This window comes from Amycolatopsis sp. NBC_01480, from assembly GCF_036227205.1.
Lineage (GTDB): Bacteria > Actinomycetota > Actinomycetes > Mycobacteriales > Pseudonocardiaceae > Amycolatopsis.
In genome coordinates this window covers 4,498,289-4,517,300 of record NZ_CP109442.1, presented here as the reverse complement: position 1 = coordinate 4,517,300, position 19,012 = coordinate 4,498,289, and the positions used below count along the sequence as shown (strand labels likewise).

At 70.0% G+C, this 19,012-nt stretch carries 15 protein-coding genes; 6 read left to right on the top strand and 9 right to left on the bottom strand.

Features of this window, described 5'->3' with window-relative positions:
• The first annotated feature begins 27 nt into the window (after window positions 1-27).
• The gene (secA2, locus tag OG371_RS21720) at window positions 28-2,367 is read left to right on the top strand and encodes an accessory Sec system translocase SecA2 (RefSeq protein ID WP_329071981.1); all 2,340 of its coding nucleotides are present in this window, start codon (window positions 28-30) and stop codon (window positions 2,365-2,367) included.
• Window positions 2,368-2,484: 117 nt separating this feature from the next.
• Complete coding sequence (locus OG371_RS21715) at window positions 2,485-4,206, top strand: NAD+ synthase (protein ID WP_329071979.1); 1,722 nt, start codon at window positions 2,485-2,487, stop codon at window positions 4,204-4,206.
• Between the two features lie 538 nt (window positions 4,207-4,744).
• Here the strand turns inward: OG371_RS21715 and OG371_RS21710 are convergent.
• Together OG371_RS21710 and OG371_RS21705 are read right to left on the bottom strand one after the other, a co-directional pair.
• Complete coding sequence (locus tag OG371_RS21710; RefSeq protein WP_329071977.1) at window positions 4,745-5,185, bottom strand: MarR family winged helix-turn-helix transcriptional regulator; 441 nt, start codon at window positions 5,183-5,185, stop codon at window positions 4,745-4,747.
• Window positions 5,182-5,829 (bottom strand): MBL fold metallo-hydrolase, encoded by a 648-nt coding sequence (locus tag OG371_RS21705; protein WP_329071975.1) that lies wholly within the window; start codon window positions 5,827-5,829, stop codon window positions 5,182-5,184. The genes OG371_RS21710 and OG371_RS21705 overlap by 4 nt, the downstream gene beginning before the upstream one ends.
• A gap of 479 nt (window positions 5,830-6,308) precedes the next feature.
• Between OG371_RS21705 and OG371_RS21700 the strand changes: the two genes are divergently transcribed.
• The gene (locus OG371_RS21700) at window positions 6,309-6,809 is read left to right on the top strand and encodes a methylated-DNA--[protein]-cysteine S-methyltransferase (protein WP_442876176.1); all 501 of its coding nucleotides are present in this window, start codon (window positions 6,309-6,311) and stop codon (window positions 6,807-6,809) included.
• A 387-nt stretch (window positions 6,810-7,196) separates the two neighbouring features.
• Here the strand turns inward: OG371_RS21700 and OG371_RS21695 are convergent, their stop codons facing one another.
• The 3 genes from OG371_RS21695 to lysX all read right to left on the bottom strand — a co-directional run bounded on the left by OG371_RS21695 (window position 7,197) and on the right by lysX (window position 11,846).
• A complete protein-coding gene (locus tag OG371_RS21695) occupies window positions 7,197-7,787 on the bottom strand; it encodes a DinB family protein (protein WP_329071973.1) in 591 nt (196 codons plus the stop codon).
• Between the two features lie 70 nt (window positions 7,788-7,857).
• Entirely contained in the window at window positions 7,858-8,421 is a 564-nt protein-coding gene (locus tag OG371_RS21690) for a hypothetical protein (RefSeq protein WP_329071971.1), read from the bottom strand.
• 101 nt (window positions 8,422-8,522) lie between these two features.
• Window positions 8,523-11,846, bottom strand: coding sequence for a bifunctional lysylphosphatidylglycerol synthetase/lysine--tRNA ligase LysX (gene lysX / locus OG371_RS21685; protein ID WP_329071969.1), 3,324 nt, complete (start codon window positions 11,844-11,846; stop codon window positions 8,523-8,525).
• 248 nt (window positions 11,847-12,094) lie between these two features.
• Between lysX and panB the strand changes: the two genes are divergently transcribed.
• On the top strand, window positions 12,095-12,994 hold the full coding sequence (gene panB, locus OG371_RS21680; protein WP_329071967.1) for a 3-methyl-2-oxobutanoate hydroxymethyltransferase: 900 nt from the start codon (window positions 12,095-12,097) through the stop codon (window positions 12,992-12,994).
• 74 nt (window positions 12,995-13,068) lie between these two features.
• On the opposite strand, the gene OG371_RS21675 is transcribed toward panB, so the two are convergent.
• Window positions 13,069-13,977, bottom strand: a complete 909-nt coding sequence (locus OG371_RS21675; protein WP_329071965.1) for a cytochrome c oxidase assembly protein — start codon at window positions 13,975-13,977, stop codon at window positions 13,069-13,071.
• Between the two features lie 61 nt (window positions 13,978-14,038).
• Window positions 14,039-14,983 carry an undecaprenyl-diphosphate phosphatase gene (locus tag OG371_RS21670; RefSeq protein WP_329071963.1) on the bottom strand — a complete coding sequence of 315 codons (945 nt, stop codon included), beginning with the start codon at window positions 14,981-14,983 and terminating at the stop codon, window positions 14,039-14,041.
• Between the two features lie 216 nt (window positions 14,984-15,199).
• Here OG371_RS21670 and OG371_RS21665 point away from each other — a divergent pair, with 216 nt between their 5' ends.
• Both OG371_RS21665 and pip read left to right on the top strand, forming a co-directional pair.
• Window positions 15,200-16,174, top strand: a complete 975-nt coding sequence (locus OG371_RS21665; protein ID WP_329071961.1) for a right-handed parallel beta-helix repeat-containing protein — start codon at window positions 15,200-15,202, stop codon at window positions 16,172-16,174.
• 85 nt (window positions 16,175-16,259) lie between these two features.
• Window positions 16,260-17,216, top strand: coding sequence for a prolyl aminopeptidase (gene pip, locus OG371_RS21660; protein ID WP_329071959.1), 957 nt, complete (start codon window positions 16,260-16,262; stop codon window positions 17,214-17,216).
• Here the strand turns inward: pip and OG371_RS21655 are convergent.
• Both OG371_RS21655 and OG371_RS21650 read right to left on the bottom strand, forming a co-directional pair.
• On the bottom strand, window positions 17,213-18,016 hold the full coding sequence (locus OG371_RS21655) for an ABC transporter permease (RefSeq protein WP_442876175.1): 804 nt from the start codon (window positions 18,014-18,016) through the stop codon (window positions 17,213-17,215). The two genes, pip and OG371_RS21655, sit on opposite strands and share 4 nt — an antisense overlap.
• A gap of 16 nt (window positions 18,017-18,032) precedes the next feature.
• Window positions 18,033-18,914 (bottom strand): ABC transporter permease, encoded by an 882-nt coding sequence (locus tag OG371_RS21650; RefSeq protein ID WP_329071955.1) that lies wholly within the window; start codon window positions 18,912-18,914, stop codon window positions 18,033-18,035.
• Window positions 18,915-19,012 lie beyond the last annotated feature (98 nt).

The window sequence follows — 19,012 nt, the reverse complement described above, 5'->3', positions numbered from 1 at the left end:
GGCGTTATACAGGACGGGAGACCAGGGGTGGCACTGATCAGCCGGGTGGGCAAGCGGCTCCGCCGGATCATCCAGCGGCCGGGCAGCGTCGAGCTGACGCGTTACGAGGCACTGCTGCCCGCAGTCGAGAAGCTCGAACCCGAGCTCGAAAAGCTGTCCGACCCCGAGCTCACCGAGCGCGCGGGCAAGCTGCGCGAGCAGCTCGACGGCACCACGACGTTCAGCGACGACCAGCTGGTCGAGGTGTGCGCGCTCGGCCGTGAGGCGGCCCGGCGGGCGCTCGACGAGCGGGCGTTCGACGTGCAGGTGCTTGGCACCATGGGCCTGCTCAGCGGGCACGTCGTGCAGATGGAGACCGGTGAGGGCAAGACGCTCGCCGGCGCGCTCGCCGCCGCGGGCCACGCGCTGCGCGGCAAGCGCGTGCACGTCGTCACCGTGAACGACTACCTGGCGCGACGCGACGCGGAGTGGATGGGCCCGGTGTACGACCTGCTCGGCGTGTCCGTCGGCTGGGTCGAGCCCGCGCACTCGCGTGAGCAGCGCAAGGAGGCGTACGGCAAGGACGTCACGTACGGCGCCGTCGCCGAGATCGGCTTCGACGTGCTGCGCGACCGCCTGGTGACCGAGGTCGACGACCTGGTGCAGGGCGCCCCCGAGATCGCGATCGTGGACGAGGCCGACTCGGTGCTCGTCGACGAGGCGCGCGTGCCGCTGGTGATGGCCGGCTCGATCGACCACAACGACGCCGACGAGGAGGTCGCGACCGTCGTCCGGCGGCTGCGGCTGGGCCTGCACTACGAGACCGACTCCGACGGCCGCAACGCCTGGCTGACCAGCGCCGGCTCGTCCGTGGTCGAAAAGTCGCTCGGCGGCATCGACCTCTACGGCGACTCCGGCTCCGACCGGCTCGCCGCGGTGAACGTCGCGCTGCACGCCCACGCGCTGCTCACCCGCGACGTCGACTACCTGGTCCGCGACGGCAAGGTGCAGCTGATCAACGCCGCCCGCGGCCGCGTCGCCGAGCTGCAGCGCTGGCCGGACGGCCTGCAGGCGGCCGTCGAGGCGAAGGAGCAGGTGGCGGCCACCGACCGCGGCGAGATCCTCGACTCGATCACCGTGCAGGCGCTGCTCGCGCGGTACCCGGAGGTCGCGGGCATGACCGGCACCGCCGTGGCGGTGGCCGAGCAGCTGCGCGAGTTCTACCGGCTCGAGGTCGCCGTGATCCCGCCGAACACGCCGAACGTCCGCGAAGACCAGCCGGACCGGATCTTCGGGTCGCCGTCGCAGAAGCTGCGCGCGATCGAGGAGGAGATCCGGAAGGTGCACGAGACCGGGCGGCCGATCCTGGTCGGCACCCAGGACGTCGCCGAGTCCGAGGAGCTGGCGGACAAGCTCGCGAAGGCCGACCTGCCGTGTGTGGTGCTGAACGCGCGCAACGACGCCGAAGAGGCCGCGATCATCGCCGAGGCCGGCAAGAAGGGCGCGGTCACCGTGTCCACGCAGATGGCGGGCCGCGGTACTGACATCCGGCTGGGCGGCACCGAGGGCGCGAGCCGCGAGGAGGTCGCCGAGCTGGGCGGCCTGCACGTGATCGGCACCGCGCGGTACCCGTCGAGCCGGCTCGACGGCCAGCTGCGCGGGCGCTCCGGCCGTCAGGGCGACCCGGGCAGCGCGATCTTCTTCGCCAGCCTGAACGACGACCTGGTGCTGTCGAACGCGCCGGACATCCCCGAGGGCATCGACTCCGACCCGGAGACCGGCGAGGTCACCGACCCGGCCGCGCACCGGCAGATCAACCACGCCCAGCGCGTGGCCGAGGGCGTCGACCTGGAGATCCACCGCAACACCTGGCGCTACACGCGGCTGATCGAGCGGCAGCGCGCCGAGCTGCTGGAGCACCGCGACAAGGTGCTGCGCACGGGCCTGGCGGCCGAGGGCCTGGAGAAGGCGCACCCGGAGAAGTTCGCCGAGCTGAAGGAGAAGCTGGACGACCAGGACCGGCTGGAGCAGCTGTCCCGCGAGGTGCTGCTGTTCCACGTCGACCAGCTCTGGTCCGACCACCTGGCGTACCTGACCGACGTGCGCGAGAGCATCCACCTGCGGGCGCTGGCCCGGGAGACGCCGCTGGACGAGTTCCACCGCGCGGCCATCCCGGAGTTCCACAAGATCATCCCGGAGGCGGCGACGCGCGCGGCGAAGACGCTGGAGGAAGCCGAGATCACCGACGACGGCCTCGACCTGGCCGACAACGGCGTGCGGCGCGCGAACACCACGTGGACCTACCTGGTGCACGACAACCCGTTCGACTCGGACTTCGAGCAGACGATCAAGCGGGTGCGCAGCATGATGAAGATGAAGAAGGCCTGACCCAGCCGGAAAATGGCTCGTGAGTGTCTATGACGGTTCTAACCGTCATAGACACTCACGAGCATTTCCGCCCACATTCGCTCGGCTGGGGGTGCCGCGGTGGGACAGAATGGCGGCATGCCGCAACTGCGCATCGCACTGGCCCAGGTCAACACCACCGTCGGCGACCTCGACGGGAACACCGCGCTCACCGTCGAGTGGACCCGCAAGGCCGCCGAGGCCGGCGCCCACGTCGTCGTGTTCCCCGAGATGTCCCAGACCGGCTACCCGGTGGAGGACCTGACGCTGCGCCGGACGTTCGCCGCCGCGTCCCGCAAATCCGTCGACGAACTCGCGCGCCGCCTCGACGAGGCCGGCTGCGGCGAGATCCTGACCTACGTCGGCTACCTCGACTTCGACGAGGTGGGCCCGCGGGACGCGGCCGCGGCGCTGTACCGCGGCGAGGTCGTGGCCCGGCAGTTCAAGCACCACCTGCCCAACTACGGCGTCTTCGACGAGCACCGCTACTTCAAGCCGGGCACCGAGCTGGAGGTCGTGCGGCTGCACGGCATCGACGTCGGCATGGTGATCTGCGAGGACATCTGGCAGGACGGCGGGCCGATCTCCGCGCTCGGCCGCGCCGGCGTCGACCTGGTGGTGTCGCCGAACGCCTCGCCGTACGAGCGGGCCAAGGACGAGCAGCGGCTGCCGCTGGTCGCGCGCCGGGCCGCGGAGGCGGGCGCGCCGCTGGTCTACACCAACCAGGTCGGCGGCCAGGACGACCTCGTGTTCGACGGCGACTCACTGGTCGTCGGCGCGGACGGGGCGCTGCTGGCGCGCGCGCCGCAGTTCGTCGAGCACCTGCTCGTGCTGGACATGGAGCTGACCGCGGGCGGCCACGCGGCCGACGGCGAGCTGGCCGGGCTGCACGTCCGGCGCCGGGTGCTGAGCGAGGAGCCGCTGCCGGCGTACCCGCCGCTGACCGACCCGGTGCTCAGCGAGCCGCTGTCCGACGAGGCCGAGGTCTGGTCGGCGCTGGTGGTGGGCCTGCGCGACTACGTGCACAAGAACGGCTTCTCGTCAGTCACCTTCGGCTTCTCCGGCGGCATCGACTCGGCCGTGGTGGCGGCACTGGCGGCCGACGCGCTCGGCGGCGAAAACGTGTACGGCGTCTCGATGCCGTCGAAGTACTCGTCCGGCCACTCGAAGGACGACGCGGCGGACCTGGCCCGGCGGATCGGCGCGCACTACCGCGTGGAATCGGTCGAGGAAATGGTTGCGGTGTACGTGAAGCAGCTGAACCTGACCGGGCTGGCGGAGGAGAACATCCAGGCGCGCACCCGCGGGATGCTCCTCATGGCACTGTCCAATTCGGATGGTCACCTGGTCCTCGCGACCGGCAACAAGACCGAGCTGGCCGTCGGCTACTCGACCATGTACGGCGACGCGGTGGGCGCGTTCGCGCCGATCAAGGACCTGTTCAAGACGCACGTGTGGCGGCTGGCCCGGTGGCGCAACGAGGACGCGGCCAAACGCGGCGAGACCCCGCCGATCCCGGAGAACTCGATCAGCAAGCCGCCGTCCGCGGAACTGCGCCCCGGCCAGGTCGACACGGATTCACTGCCGGACTACGCCCTGCTGGACGACATCCTGGACGACTACGTCGAGGGCGACCGCGGCTACGCCGACCTGCTGGAAGCCGGCTTCGACCCGGAGACGATCGACCGCGTCGTGCGGATGGTCGACAAGGCGGAGTACAAGCGGCGGCAGTACCCGCCGGGCACGAAGATCACGTTCAAGGCTTTTGGACGGGACCGGCGGTTGCCGATCACCAATGCTTGGCGGGAACGGAAAGACTGACTGAGCTGGGTCTGGCTGGGCTGGGTCTGGTTTGGGTTGAGTCTGGTTTGGGTTGGGCTGGTCGGCTGCGGATCGGTTTGACGACAGGTAGGTCCGCGGCAGCTCGGCACGGCGGCCCGAGTTGGCTGCGGCCCGGAGCGGCGGCAGCGCCCGAGCGATCCGATGAGGCCCGATCCGCTTGACCGGGGCCGATCCGATCCATTGGACGGTGCCTCCGCAGCACGAAGGGCCTCCGCAGCACGAAGGGCCTCCGCAGCACGAAGGGCCTCCGCAGCACGAAGGGCCTCCGCAGCACGAAGGGCCTCCGCAGCACGAAGGGCCTCCGCAACACGAAGGGCCTCCGCAACACGAAGGGCCTCCGCAACACGAAGGGCCTCCGCAACACGAAGGGCCTCCGCAACACGAAGGGCCTCCGCAACACGAAGGGCCTCCGCAACACGAAGGGCCTCCGCAACACGAAGGGCCTCCGCAACACGAAGGGCCTCCGCAACACGAAGGGCCTCCCCTCGCTCGGCGCGTCGGGGAGGCCCTTTTTCCGTCAGGGCTCCTGGCGGAGGTGGCCGGTCAGGCGGGTCAGCAGGTCGACGCATCGGACGAGTTCGGTGCGTTCGGCTGGGTCGAGGACGTCGTCGATGGCGGCGGCGAGGCGGTCCGCGCGGGCCCGGCGGTGGCTGCCGAGGCGGGCGCGTCCGTCGGGGGTGATGTGGAGGACCACCTTGCGGCCGTCGCTCTCGTGCGGTGCGGTGCGGACGAGTCCGGCGTCGACGAGGTCTTTTACGATCCGGGCCGCCGTCTGGTGGCGGATTTGGCGCCACTGCGCGATTTCCGCCGTCGTGGCGGGGCCTTCGCGGTCGAGGTGGCCGAGGACGGCCGCTTCACCGGCCGGCAGAGTGCCCGTCGTCCGCGCGGCGCGGACGAGGTGCCCGACGGCCGCGCGCAGGTCCTCCGCGAGCCGGTCGCTGTCCACCTCCGCCGTCACCCGGCCAGCTCGACGCTGTCACCGGCGGGGACTTCGGTGACGGCCACGCCGGTGAGCCCGTTTTCGCCCAGCAGGGCGGCGGTCGACTGGCGGCCGAGGTCGCTGAGCATCAGCTCGTGGATCTGGATGACGCGCTCCGGCCGGACGGCGCGGACGAAGTCGGCTGCCTCGCCCAGCTTCGTCCACGGGCCGCTGGTCGGCAGGAGCAGCGTGGACACCGGCACGCCCGGTGCGAAGTAGGCGTCGCCGGGGTGGAACAGGGAGCCATCGACGAGGTATCCGACGTTTTCGACGTTCGGGATGTCCGGGTGGATCGAGGCGTGGCGCTCGCCGTGCACGGTGAGCCTGAAGCCGGCGGCCTCGGTGACGTCACCGGCCACGACGGCGCGCACCCGGCCACCGTGGTCCCCGAGCTTCTCCAGCACGGCCGCCGGCCCGAAGACCTGCAACTCCGGCTGCAGCTCGAGGGCCTCGGCCACCAGGGCCTCGTCGAAGTGATCGAAGTGCTCATGGGTGACGAAAACGGCCCCGGCGCGCGCGACGGCGTCCTTCGCTCCGGGCGAGAGCGTGCCCGGGTCGAAGACGATCGAGGTGCCGTCCTTGGCCAGTTCGACGCAGGCGTGGGCGTGTTTGGTGAGGCGCACTGTGGGGCTCCTTCTTGGTGATTAATACAGCGCGACTGTACACCTTTGCTGTATATCTTGCTGGTGCCTGTCCGGGGCTTGGACGAGGGCGCGGCGTCGTGTCGTCGCGCTTGGTGCGTTCGGGTTGGGGCGTTCGGGCGGGCGGCGTTTCTGTCGGTGGTGGCTCGTACGCTGGTGCGATGACGGTTTCGTTCACCGTGTTCGGCACCCCGATCGGCCCGTGCGGCGTGGCCTGGCAGGGCGAGTTGCTGGTGGGCACCACGCTGCCGGAGGGCACTGAGGCGCGCACCCGCGCTCGGCTGCGGGCCAGGTTTCCGGACGCGGTGGAGGTCCCGGTGTCGGAGATCGGAGCGGACGTTCCCGGTGATAGGTCCTCGGGTGGGACGGATCGCGGGCTGGGCTCTGGGGCAGGGCACGAACCGGTGTCGGAGGCAGCGCGCGAGCCATCGTCGGGGGCAGCGGGTGAACCGGCGCCAGAGGTGGAGCGCGCGTCTGCGCTGAAGGCTGGAACCGGGGCGGCACCTGAGGCAGGGCATGGGCTGGCATCGGACGTGGGAGGCGAGGCGGTGCCGGAGTCAGGACGCGTGCCGGATGTAGTGCGGGTGCCGGATGTGGTGCGGGCGGCGGTGCTGGGGATTGTCGCGTTGTTGGGTGGGGAGCGGCGGGATTTGGGTGAGGTGGGGCTCGACTTCAGTGGGGTGCCGGAGTTCAATCGGCGGGCCTACGAGGTCGCGCGGGCGGTTTCGCCGGGGAAGACGGTGACGTACGGGGACATCGCGCATCGGCTGGGGATGCCGGGGGCGGCGCAGGCCGTGGGGCAAGCCATGGGGCACAACCCGTTTCCGATTGTTGTGCCCTGCCACCGTGTTTTGGCCGCGGGCGGGAAGGACGGCGGGTTTTCGGCGCACGGCGGTGTCCGGACCAAGCGGACCATGCTCGTGATCGAAGGCGCCATCGCGGACGAACCGACCCTCTTCTAGCGGCCGATTCCGTTCCGGGGAAGGCGAATCCGGCCGACGTTCCACTGAAGGCCACGAGCACGGTTGCCACATGCGCGGTTGGCCCAGAAACTCAGGGAGCAAATCCATAGCCGCCTTGTTCCTCTGCGGCGCCTGGCTCCTCCGCAGCGCCCGGCTCATCCGCAGCACTCGGCGCCTCGGTAACCCGAGACCCAGGCCACCCCGTGGGGCGACCCGACGTCTCGGGGACCGGAGACCAGACCTGCCAACCAGAAACCCGTCGACCGGAGACCGTCAACCAACTGCCCGGCGACCGGCAGGCCCGCAGCCCGGCGGCCCTGGCAACCGCAACCCCCGCGGCCCATGACCTGGCAACCAGCAACCCGGCGAGCGTGAAACAGAAATCCCTCAACCAGCGACCGGAGCACCTCGCCAAGGTTTGACCCAATCGGATTCCGGCCAGCCCTCCGCGGCGGCCATCAGCGGCATCGCCGTGGCGCCGTCCAGGGATTCGCGGATTATGTCGGCGTGGCCGGCGTGGCGGGCGGTCTCTTCGATCAGGTGCAGGAGCACCCAGCGGACCGACCAGGCTTCCACGTCCTTCGGGTACCAGGGCACTCCCTGGGGCACCGGCACGGCCTGGCCCAGATCCTCGATGCCCGCGATGACCTCTTCCGTGCGGGCGGCGATGCGGTCGTACCGGTCCAGCACCGACGCCAGCGTCTCCGACTCCCCCAGGCGGTAGTTGTCGAAATAGTCCGCCATCGCGTCGTCAAAGGGCTTCTGTGGTTGCTGCAGCACCACATCGATCCAGCCGCTCTCCGTGTTGGCCGCGTGTTTCACCAGGCCGCCGACGCTCAGGTCGCTGGCGCTCGGCACGGCTCTGGCCTGCTCGTCGGACAATCCGTGGGCCGCTATGCGGATCACGTGGCGCTGCTGGGCCAGGTACGCCAGCAGGCCGCTGCGCTCGTCGGTCACCGGAGGGACGCTTCCCGCCATGATGGGCCTCACTTTCCAGAAGGGGGTCTCACCCGAACTCCGGAAGCATCCCAGCCACCACCGACAATTTTCAGAGCCGCCGCGGCGCCGGCATCACCAAGACGTACGTGACGCCGACCGCCAGCAGCACCGTCCGCACCACCAGCTGCGCCCGCGTGAACAAGCCCTCCAGATGCCCTGGCCCCAGCAGCCCCGCGACGAACACCAGCGCCCACGTCACCAGCACCAGCGCCAGGCCGCCGACCGCCCACTCGCGCCAGCGCGGCGGCCACCACAGCACCAGGCTCAGCGCGCCCGCCACGAACACCAGGTTGGCCGCCACGTCGATGAGTCGCGTCCCCGGCCAGGCGGCGTCGGCCAGCATCAGGAAGCCGAACAGGCACACGGCGATCGCGCTGAGCCGGCCGGTCCAGTGCACCGGGGCCAGCCGCATCAGGGGCGGTCCGGACAGGACGAACGCGAGCCCCGCCACCCCGCGCGCGACGCGGAACACCGGGTCCGCCCCCAGCAGGTCCTCGGCCGGGCTCTGCAGCGAAGACAGCCCGGTCGGGACCACGAACTCCAGCAACCACGCCGAATACGCCGCCAGTCCGACGATGAACAGGACCACCGCAGCGATTCGCGCAGCACGCACCGGGACACCCTAAGGGACAAAGTGCGACGTTGCGCGCGATGGTGTCACAGCCGTGATTTTCATTGCACAGCAAGGCTCACGACCAGCGATCGCCCCGTCACTCAGCCGTGCGGGCGGACGAACGGGAACAGCACCGTCTGCCGGACCGAGGTGCCGGTCAGCATCATCAGCAGCCGGTCGATGCCGATCCCGAGCCCGCCGGTGGGCGGCATGCCGTGCTCGAGCGCCAGCAGGAAGTCCTCGTCCAGTTCCATGGCTTCGACGTCCCCGCTCGCCGCGCGCAGTGACTGGGCTTCCAGCCGCCGCCGCTGCTCGATCGGGTCGGTCAGCTCCGTGAAGGCAGTGCCGACCTCCAGGCCGAACGCCACCAGGTCCCAGCGCTCGGCCAGCAGCGGGTCGACGCGGTGCTGCCGGGTCAGCGGCGACACGTCGGTCGGGTAGTCGGTGTAGAACGTCGGCAGCACCGTCTGGCCCTCGACCAGATGGTCGTACGCCTTCAGCACCAGGTCACCGTGCCCGGCCTCCTCGGGCACCGGCACCCCCGCCGCGGCGCACAGCCGGCGCAGCTCGGACACCGAGGTCGACGAGGTGATCTCCTCGCCCAGCGCCGCGGAAACCGCCTCGTGCACCGGGATCACCGGCCAGTCACCGGAGATGTCGTGCTCGACCACGCGCCCGTCCGCGTCGAACCGGCGCACGATCTGCGCGCCGTACGCCGCTTCGGCCGTGTACTGCACCAGCTCGCGGGTCAGCACGCGCATCGAGTTGTAGTCCGCGTACGCCTGATACGCCTCGAGCATCGTGAACTCGGGGTTGTGGGTGGCGTCCACGCCCTCGTTGCGGAAGTTCCGGTTCAGCTCGAAAACCCGCTCCACCCCGGCGACACACAGCCGCTTGAGATACAGCTCCGGCGCGATCCGCAAATACATCCGCATGTCATACGCGTTGATGTGCGTGACAAACGGCCGCGCGTTCGCTCCACCGTGGACAGTCTGCAACATCGGCGTCTCGACCTCGAGATAATCACCCTGGTGCAACCGCTCCCGCACCGCCCGCACCACAGTGGACCGCAACCGCAGCATCTGCCCCGACTCCGGATTCACCGCCAGATCCAGATACCGCTGACGCACCCGCGTCTCCGGATCCGTCAAGCCCTTCCGCTTGTCCGGCAACGGATGCAGGCACTTCGCCGTCACCGTCCACTCATCGACCAGAACCGACAACTCACCACGCCGCGACGTCACCACCTGGCCACTCACACCCACGTGATCACCAAGGTCGACGCCACCCCGCCACCCCGACAGATCAAGCTCACGAGCGTCCAGCATCAACTGCAGTTCACCCGAGAAGTCCTTGATCCGCGCGAAACACAATCCGCCCAACGTCCGCAACGCCAGCACCCGGCCCGCGATCCGGACCCGGTGCCCGGTCTGCGCATCCGGCCCCAGATCCGCGTACTTCCGCACGATGTCGCCCAGCAGATCCTCCCGGCCGAAACCCACCGGATACGGATCGATGCCCAGTTCCCGCAGCTTGTCCAGCTTCGCGACGCGCACCCGCACCTGCTCCGGCCGTCGCGCGGTCTTGGGCGCGGCCTTCGCCGAGGACTCGTCGATGCGCTTGGCCTCGGCGACGAACTCCTCCCCCACGTTCTCCAGCCGCAGCGAGCGCGACCGGCCCGTGGGCACGAAGCCCTCCAGCGCGCCGGCGACGATGCCGACGCGCGGCAGCCGTCGAGCCGAGGAGTAGCAGAGGAAGCGCGGCTCCCAGTCCGGCCCGTACTTCGCGTTCGAGCGGTACAGCGATTCCAGCTGGAAGAAGCGTGACGCGACACCGAGCACGCCTCGCCAAGCGCGCAGCACCGGCCCGGCGCCGATCCGCTCGCCTTCGGAGAACACCGCGCGGAACATGGCGAAGTTGAGCGAAATCCGCTGCGCGCCCAGCTGCTGCCCGGCCGCGACGACCTCGGCGACCATGAACTCGTTCAGCCCGTTTTCGGCGTCGCGGTCGCGGCGCATCAGGTCGAGCGAGAGCCCACGACGGCCCCACGGCACGAACGACAGCATCCCGCGCAGCCGACCCTCGGCGTCGTACGCCTCGACCATCACGCTACGGCCGTCGCTCGGGTCGCCGAGCCGGCCCAGCGCCATGGAGAACCCGCGCTCGGTCTCCGCGCCCCGCCACTGCTGGGCGTGCTTGAGCAGCTCGGTCATCTCGTCGTCCGGGATCTCGCTGTGGCGCCGCACCCGCGACGTGTAGCCGGCCCGTTCGATCCGCTTCACGGCCTGGCGCACGGACTTGCGCTCGGGCCCGGTCAGCGAGAACTCGCGGATGTCCAGCACGGCCTCGTCGCCGAACTCCAGCGCCTTGAGGCCCGCGGCCGCGTACACCTTGGCGCCACGCTCGCTCGCGCCGAGCGCGCCGGGCGTCCAGCCGTAGGAACGAGTTTCGTCGAGCCACGCGCGCACGGCGTCCGGCCACGCGTCGGGGTCGCCGATCGGGTCCGCACTCGCGACGCTCGTGCCGCCGAGCACGCGGTAGGTCACCGCGGCGCGGCCGTTCGGGGCGAAGACCACGCTCTTGTCGCGGCGGGTCGCGAAGTAGCCGAGGGAGTCGTCCTCGCCGTACTCCGCGAGCAGCCGGCGCAGGCGCAGCTCTTCGTCGTCCGTGCGGAGGCGACGGCTGCGCACGCCGCGGAAGAGCATGTACAGCGCGGCGGTGGCGACGAAGGTCGCGCCCAGATCCAGGAACACGTCGAGCCACGCCGGGCCCTCACCGACGCCGATGCGCCGCAGCTGCACGTTCTCACCGGTCGCGTGGTTGACCACCCAGGCGAACCGCTCCCAGGTGTCGCCGAGGGTGCCGGGGAACGCCTCGCTCAGCGCCCAGCCGAGCACGATCACCACGAGCAGGCCGCCGATCAGCATCGACAGACCGTCGCGCCATGCCCCGGGGGCGAGCCGCGCCGGGAACGCCGGGCGCAGGGCGAGCAGGAACACGATCAGCAGGACCGAGAGCACGTCGGCGACGGTGAGCGCCCAGATCTGCGCCGGAATGTGCCGGAGCTGACGCGGGCCGAGCGTGAGCAGGCTCGGCGCCCAGAGCAGCACCGCCTGCATCGCCAGCGTGAGCAGCAGGCCGGCGACCTGGAACAGCAGCAGCGTGTACAGCGCGGCCTTCTTGCGCCTTCGCAGCGCGCCGCCGAGCACCACCAGCAGCAGGACGATCACCAGGCTCGCGCTGGTCGGCACACTGAGCGCGGAGAACGCCATGTCGATGCTGTTGAGCAGGCGGCCGTGACTGCCGCCGGCGATGAGGAGGACAACCGAGAAGACGGCCGCCAGCTGCACGACGGTGGCAGTCAGGCCACCCGCCCTTGCCTTCCAGCCGGGGATGCGCGGGCGCGCGCTCGCAGGGGTTCCCATCGTTGCCTTTCTCCGCGATGGTCGTGGTTGTCACGACGACTTCAAGGACGCCAGTGAACAGCGGTTGGTTGTCTCCGGTCATCACCCGGGAGGCTGAGCGCGGCTCATCCCCGAGTCGCAGGCCACCGCCGTGTGAAGCTGGTCGCACGGGCTTGGGGGCGCCGTCGGGGCGTGTCACGCTTTGAACCGCATCTGCTCCACGACCCGGGGACCTCTTCGAGGCCTCGAGGGAAGGACGGTCGACGACGATGTCTGCCCAGAAGACCCCTGCCGAAGGCACGCCCGGCGGATCCGCCGAAGAGGTGGCCGCACCGTACGGCTCCGGCCCCGCGGCTCCCGCGCAAGCGCCCGCGAAGAAGGTGCGCATCCACCATCTGCGCGAGCTGAAGGAGCGCGGCGAGCCCTGGCCGATGCTCACCGCCTACGACATGTATACTGCGGAGCTGTTCGACGAGGCCGGGATCCCGGTGCTGCTCGTCGGCGACTCCGCCGCCAACAACGTGTTCGGCTACGACACCTCGCTGCCGGTGACCGTCGACGAGCTGCTGCCGCTCGTCCGCGGCGTCACGCGCTCGGTCAAGCGGGCGCTCGTGGTCGCCGATCTGCCCTTCGGCTCCTACCAGCTCTCGCCGGAGCAGGCGCTGGCCACGTCGGTCCGGTTCATGAAGGAGGGCCGCGCCCACGCCGTGAAGCTGGAAGGCGGACGCCGGTTCGCGGCGCACGTCGAGGCGCTCACTTCGGCGGGCGTGCCCGTGATGGGCCACATCGGCTTCACCCCGCAGAGCGAGCACAACCTCGGCGGCTACCGGGTGCAGGGGCGCGGCGAGGCGGCGGACGTGCTGCTCGCCGACGCGCTGGCACTGCAGGAGGCCGGGGCGTTCGCGGTCGTCATGGAGATGGTGCCGGCCGAGGCCGCGAAGCGGGTGACGCACGAGCTGAAGATCCCGACCGTCGGCATCGGCGCCGGCCCGGACTGCGACGCGCAGGTGCTGGTCTGGCAGGACATGGCCGGCCTGCGCCGGGGCAAGGCGCCGCGGTTCGTGAAGCGCTACGCCGATCTGGCCGGCGTGCTGCAGGGCGCGGCGACGGCGTTCGCCGAAGACGTCCGGCGCGGCGAGTTCCCCGCTCCGGAGCACGCTTTCCACTGACCGCGTTCCGTCAAGGCCTCCTTGCCTGCGTCCGACGCGGGTAAGGAGGCCTTGACGGCGGTACGGGGAAGTAGTCACTGCCGGCGGAACCGTTGCGCCAGTTCGGGATCGTTCTCCCACCAGAGCCCGCTGGACGGGGCGGCTCCGGCTTCCTCTTCGTCGTCCAGACGCCGGTCGAGCTGCTCCGCGCGCTTCTCGTCGTCTCGGGCCCAGCGGATGAACAGCGCGCCGACGAACGGCAGGCCCGCCAGGTCGCCGCCGATCCACAGCACCCCGGCGCCGACGATCTGGTCCGTGCGCGGGTCCGGGCCCCAGCCCGGGTGCGCGACCGCGTAATGCGCGGGCGCGAGCACCGGGCCGAGCCACAGCACGAGCCCGAGCGCGCCGTCGAACACCACCTCGGTGAACGAGATCCACACCGACACCAGGTGCGAGCCGCCGCGCGGGGTCGGGTCGAGCTGCACGCGGCTGTAGAAGTAGAGGAACCCGCCCAGCGCCAAAGCCAGGCGGACGAGCCCGGCGACCACCGGCGAGTCCAGCGTCAGCTCGTACAACGGCGTCAGGTAGATCAGCAGGAACGGCGCGATCAGCACCACGGTGACCGACAGCGGGAAGGTGATGAACCGCGCGAAGCCGCTTCGGCCGTAGCGCCGCAGCACCGCGGCCAGGCCCGGCGACGCGGTGCGCATGAGCAGCGTGACGGGGGCGCCGAGCGCGAGCAGCAGCGGCGTCACCATCAGCAGCACGGTGTTCTGCGTCGCCCGGACCCAGAACAGCGTGGTGTCGTAGACGCCGAGGAACGAGCAGGTGACCAGGACGATCGTCGCGAGCCCGGAGAGGAACGCGGTGGTCCGTCCGGGTGACCAAACCGGCTGCCGCCGTACGGCGAACAGGTACGCCGAGCCCAGCAGGAGCACCACGACGACGGCCGGGATGTCGATGGTCCAGGCCGTGAAGAGAGTGGCCCCGCTCAGCGGAGGCACATTCGCCGCAGGTTCGATAGCGATAGTGTCCCCTTCCCGGAATTCGGGCCGGACACCACCCTCACAACGTGAAAAAGAGCAGGCTGCCGATTCCGGCGACGAAGCAGTAGATCGCGAACGGCGTCAAGGTGCGCGTTTCGAAGTATTTCGTCAGAAAACGGACAGCGATATAGGACGCGACCCCCGCGACAAGGCTTCCGACAAGCGCCGGGCCGAGCGAAGGGCTGTTCTCCGGCGTGAACAACGACGGCAGCTTCAGCACGCCCGCGGCGAGGATCACCGGCGTCGCGAGCAGCCACGCGAAGCGCGCCGCGTCCTCGTGCCCCAGCCCCCTTCGCAGACCCGCGACCATCGTGATGCCGGACCGGCTGATGCCCGGCAGCAGCGCGAGGATCTGGGCCGAGCCGATCAGCACCGCCTCGCCGACGCCGAGCTTCGAAAGCCGCGCGTCGGTGGTCTCCTCGACGGTGACCGCGCGCATCACGAGCGTCTCCTCCGCCGAGAAGTCCACCGTGTCTTCCGACCGCCGAGCTGCGGGTTCGGCCGACCGCTTCGGCCGGGAGAAGCGCTCGGCGGCGAACAGCACCCCGCCGTTGAGGGCCAGGAAGATCGCCGACGGCACGGGCTTGCCGAGGAAGTCCCGCAGCACGCTTTCCAGCAGCAGCCCGGCGATGCCGACCGGGATCGTGGCGAGCACGAGCAGCCACGCCAGGCGCTGGTCCGCGGTGCGCACTTCGCGGTGGCGGATCGAGGTCAGGAGGCCGCCGATGATCCGCACCCAGTCGCGCCGGAAGAACAGCACGAGAGCGAGCGCGGTGGCCACGTGCATCGCGACGAGCACGGCGAGATAAGGCGAGTCCTTGCCGATGCTCAGATCACGCTGCCAGGTACCGCCGACCAACGCCGGAAGCAGGATGCTGTGCCCGAGACTGGACACCGGAAACAATTCCGACACCCCTTGCAAGGCGCCGACGACGATCGCCTCGACATAGGTAACGGCGGACATTCAGGAGCCTTTCTCGGCATCGATCCAGGGAATTCCCGGCAAATCTAACCAGGGCCGGGTTAACACCGGGCAAAAGACCCGCGAGCGGCGTGTGCCATCCCACGATGTTCACATATCTGAACATCAATCATGTCCTTGACTGGTGTTCTGATGGTGGCTTAGCGTCTACGCCAACGCCGCACACCACGGAGCCCAGCCCTCGACGAGGAGGATGAGATGCGTGTACGTGAGCGGGTTCTGGCTGTGGCGGCCGGAGCCGCCGCACTGCTCGCCTTGGCCGCACCCAGCGCTTCCGGCGCGACGGTGCCGGTCTCGACGTCCGCGGAACTGAAGGCGGCGCTCGCCGCGGCGACGCCCGGCACGACGATCCAGCTGGCCGCGGACACCACGTTCACCGGCAATTTCAAGGCCGCGGTCAACGGCACGGCGGCCGGCCGCATCACGCTCACCGGCCCGCGCAGCTCGGTGCTGAAGGCGTCCGGCGGCCGTGGGCTCGAGCTGACCGGCAGCTACTGGACGATCTCGGGCTTCACCATCACCGGCGGCCAGAAGGGCCTGATGGCGCTCGGCGTGCACAACACGCTGGTGGACGGCCTGAAGGTCACCGGCATCGGCAACGAGGGCATCCACTTCCAGTACACGAGCAGCGACAACGTCGTGCAGAACTCGGAGATCTCCGACACCGGCAAGGACAACGGCGGCTTCGGCGAGGGCATCTACTTCGGCTCCGCGAACAGCAACTGGCCCGGCGGGCAGCCCGACCACAGCGACCGCAACAAGGCACTGGACAACAAGATCGGGCCGAACGTGCGGGCCGAGTCGATCGACGTCAAGGAGGGCACCACCGGCGGCGAGCTGCGCGGCAACACCTTCGACGGCACCGGCCAGAGCGGCGAGAACTACGCCGACAGCTGGGTCGACGTGAAGGGCAACGGCTACCTGGTCACCGGCAACATGGGCAGCAAGGTCTTCGTGCACGACGCCACGTACGGCTCGTTCGAGGTCCACGTGCAGGTGGACGGCTGGGGCCGGGACAACATTTTCTCGGGCAACACCGCCGACGTGCAGGCGCCCTCGGCGTACGGCTTCTACGTCGTCGCCGCCGCGCAGGGGAACAAGGTCTGCGCGAGCAACACCGTGACCGGTGCCGGAAAGGGATTCGCGAACGTGGCGGCCACCGAGGGCTGCTGACGCGCGACACAGACTGGGGGCCCGCTCAGCCCGGCGGCGGGGGCGGGCCCCCACCCATCCGCGGCGTTCCGGCAGAGTGTCCGCCATGGACGACGATCTCTACCCGCCGCTCCCGGTGCGCGCCGAAGGACTGCTCGACGTCGGCGACGGGCACCGGATCTTCTGCCAGGACGCGGGAAACCCGGACGGCAAGCCGGTGGTGGTGCTGCATGGCGGGCCGGGCAGCGGGATCGCGGCGATGTCGCGCCGGCACTTCGACCCGGACACCTACCGGATCATCCAGTTCGACCAGCGCGGCGCCGGCCGCAGTACGCCGAACGTCGGCGAGCCGGACGTGGACCTGGCCACGAACACGTTGTGGCACCTGGTGTCCGACATGGAGCTGCTGCGCGAACGGCTGAACATCGAGCGCTGGCAGCTGTTCGGCGGCTCGTGGGGATCAACGCTCGCGCTGGCGTACGCGCAGACGCACCCTTCGCGGGTCTCGGAAATCGTGCTGCGCGGCGTTTTCACGGTGCGCAGCAGCGAGCTGGACTGGATCTACCGCGGCGGCGCGGCGAACCTGTTCCCGGCGGAGTGGGAGGAATTCCTGGCGCCGCTGCCGGAATCACTGCGTAAGGACCCACTGGGCGGCTACGCCGAACTGCTCGCCTCCGAAGACCGCGGGGTCCGCGAACGCGCCGCGATCGCCTGGAGCGTCTGGGAAGGCGCGACGGTCGCCCTGCTGCCGCAGGAGGCGTTCCGGAATCAATACGCCAGCCCCAATTTCGCGTTGACCTTCGCGCGCCTCGCCGTGCACTACTTCCGCCACGGCGCCTGGCTCGAGGACGGCCAGCTGATCCGCGACGCCGGCCGTCTCGCCGGCATCCCGGGCGTCCTGGTGCAGGGCCGGTACGACGCGGTCTGCCCGCCCATCACGGCGTACCAGCTGCACCGCGCGTGGCCGGGTTCTTCCTTGCAGCTGACCGAAGCGGCCGGCCACGCCGTGAACGACCCCGGGATCCTGGCCGCCCTGCGCGCGGCGACCGACGGGTTCCGCTAGATCCGCCCGCCACTGGCGCTGTCGCCGCCCGAAAGCCGCTGGGCGAAGTACACCGGCACGGTCGAGACCACGATCAGCACCGCCGCCACCACGTTCACCACCGGCGCCTGGTTGGGGCGGAACAGGTTGTCGTAGATCCAGATCGGCAGGGTCTCCAAACCGGTGCCGAGCGTGAACGTGGTCACGATGATCTCGTCGAACGACAGCGCGAACGCCAGCAGCCCGCCGGCCAGCAGGGCCGAGCGCAGCATCGGGAAGGTGACCAGGCGGAACGTCGTGACACCGTCGGCGCCGAGGTCCATCGACGCCTCTTCGAGGTTGCCGCCCATCCGGCGCAGCCGCGCGACGACGTTGTTGAACACCACCACGATGCAGAACGTCGAGTGCGCGATGATCGCCGTGAGCAGGCCGAGGTCGATGCCGAGGATGGTGCGGAACGCGTTGTTCAGCGCGATGCCGGTGACGATGCCGGGCAGCGCGATCGGCAGCACGATCAGCAACGAGATCGAGTTGCGCCCGAAGAACCGGTAGCGCTGCAAGGCAAACGCCGCCATCGTGCCCAGCACCAGCGCGATCGCGGTGGCCGCGAGGCCGGCCTCGACGCTGGTCCACAACGCGTGCAGCGCGCCCTCGTTCGTCACCGCGCGGCCCCACCACTCCAGGGTGAAGCTCTTCGGCGGCCAGCCGAAGGTGGTGTCCGAGTTCACCGAATTCAGCAGCACCACCAACAGCGGGAAGTAGATCACCGCGAACCCGGCCCCGAGCGCCGTCCACAGCAGCGCCCTGGCGGTCTTCGACATCCGCACCGGGAGCCTCCTAGAGATTGTCCAGCGCGCCGGTGCGGCGCACCACGGCCAAGTACACGAGCATGATCACGACCGGCACGGTGGCCACGGTCGCCGCGAACGGCAGGTTGTTGGCCGCGCCGATGTTGTCGTAGACGACGTTGCCGAGCATCTGCGACGTGCCGCCGACGATCTTCACCGCGATGTAGTCACCCAGCGAAAGGGAAAACGTGAAGATCGAGCCCGCGACGATCGCCGGGAAGGTCAGCGGCAGGATCACCGAGCGGAACGTGCGGAACGACTTCGCGCCGAGGTCTCCGGAAGCGTCCACCAGCGAGTCCGGCAGCCGTTCGAGCCCGGCGTAGATCGGCAGGATCATGTACGGCAGCCAGAGGTAGGACAGCGTGATCACGGTGGCCGCGACGCCGTAGCCCGGCCCGGAGAGGCCGAACGGGTCGAGCAGCCAGTTGATCGCGCCGTTGCCGGACAACAGGGTCCGCCAGGCGTAGGCCTTCACCAGGTAGCTGGCCCACAGCGGCGTCATCACGGCGATCACCAGGATCCGTTGCGCGCGTGGGGAAGCGAGCTTGGCCATAGCGAACGCCATCGGGAACGCGATCACCGCGTCCACCACCGTGACGAGCGCGGCGATGCCCACGGTCCGCAGCGTGATCGTGCGGTACACCGAGTCGCTGAACAGCGTGACGAAGTTGTCGAACGACCAGTCCGTGACCACCTGGCCGGTGAACACGTCGGTCGACCAGAACGCCGTGATGAACAGGGCGGCCAACGCGCCGAGGTAGGCCAGGCCGAGCCAGAGCAGCGGGGCCGAAAGCAGAATGGTCAGGCGCAGCCGGGGTTTGCGGAAGAAGAAGGCCGAAGCTCGGCGGCTCGGCGGGCTCACGGCGGTCATGTCGGGCACCTTCGGGACACGCTGGCGGGAAGGGGGTCCAGGGGCGGCAGACGAGGGGGAGGATGCCTGCCGCCCCTGGAGCTGTGGGGCTTGTGAGT

What these genes read in the sequence shown, in the direction of transcription:
- OG371_RS21650 (WP_329071955.1), bottom strand. Translation starts at nt 18,914, where the DNA reads ATGACCGCCGTGAGCCCGCCGAGCCGCCGAGCTTCGGCCTTCTTCTTC.
- OG371_RS21670 (WP_329071963.1), bottom strand. Translation starts at nt 14,983, where the DNA reads ATGTCCGCCGTTACCTATGTCGAGGCGATCGTCGTCGGCGCCTTGCAA.
- OG371_RS21655 (WP_442876175.1), bottom strand. Translation starts at nt 18,016, where the DNA reads ATGTCGAAGACCGCCAGGGCGCTGCTGTGGACGGCGCTCGGGGCCGGG.
- panB (WP_329071967.1), top strand. Translation starts at nt 12,095, where the DNA reads ATGTCTGCCCAGAAGACCCCTGCCGAAGGCACGCCCGGCGGATCCGCC.
- OG371_RS21715 (WP_329071979.1), top strand. Translation starts at nt 2,485, where the DNA reads ATGCCGCAACTGCGCATCGCACTGGCCCAGGTCAACACCACCGTCGGC.
- OG371_RS21665 (WP_329071961.1), top strand. Translation starts at nt 15,200, where the DNA reads ATGCGTGTACGTGAGCGGGTTCTGGCTGTGGCGGCCGGAGCCGCCGCA.
- pip (WP_329071959.1), top strand. Translation starts at nt 16,260, where the DNA reads ATGGACGACGATCTCTACCCGCCGCTCCCGGTGCGCGCCGAAGGACTG.
- OG371_RS21695 (WP_329071973.1), bottom strand. Translation starts at nt 7,787, where the DNA reads ATGGCGGGAAGCGTCCCTCCGGTGACCGACGAGCGCAGCGGCCTGCTG.
- lysX (WP_329071969.1), bottom strand. Translation starts at nt 11,846, where the DNA reads ATGGGAACCCCTGCGAGCGCGCGCCCGCGCATCCCCGGCTGGAAGGCA.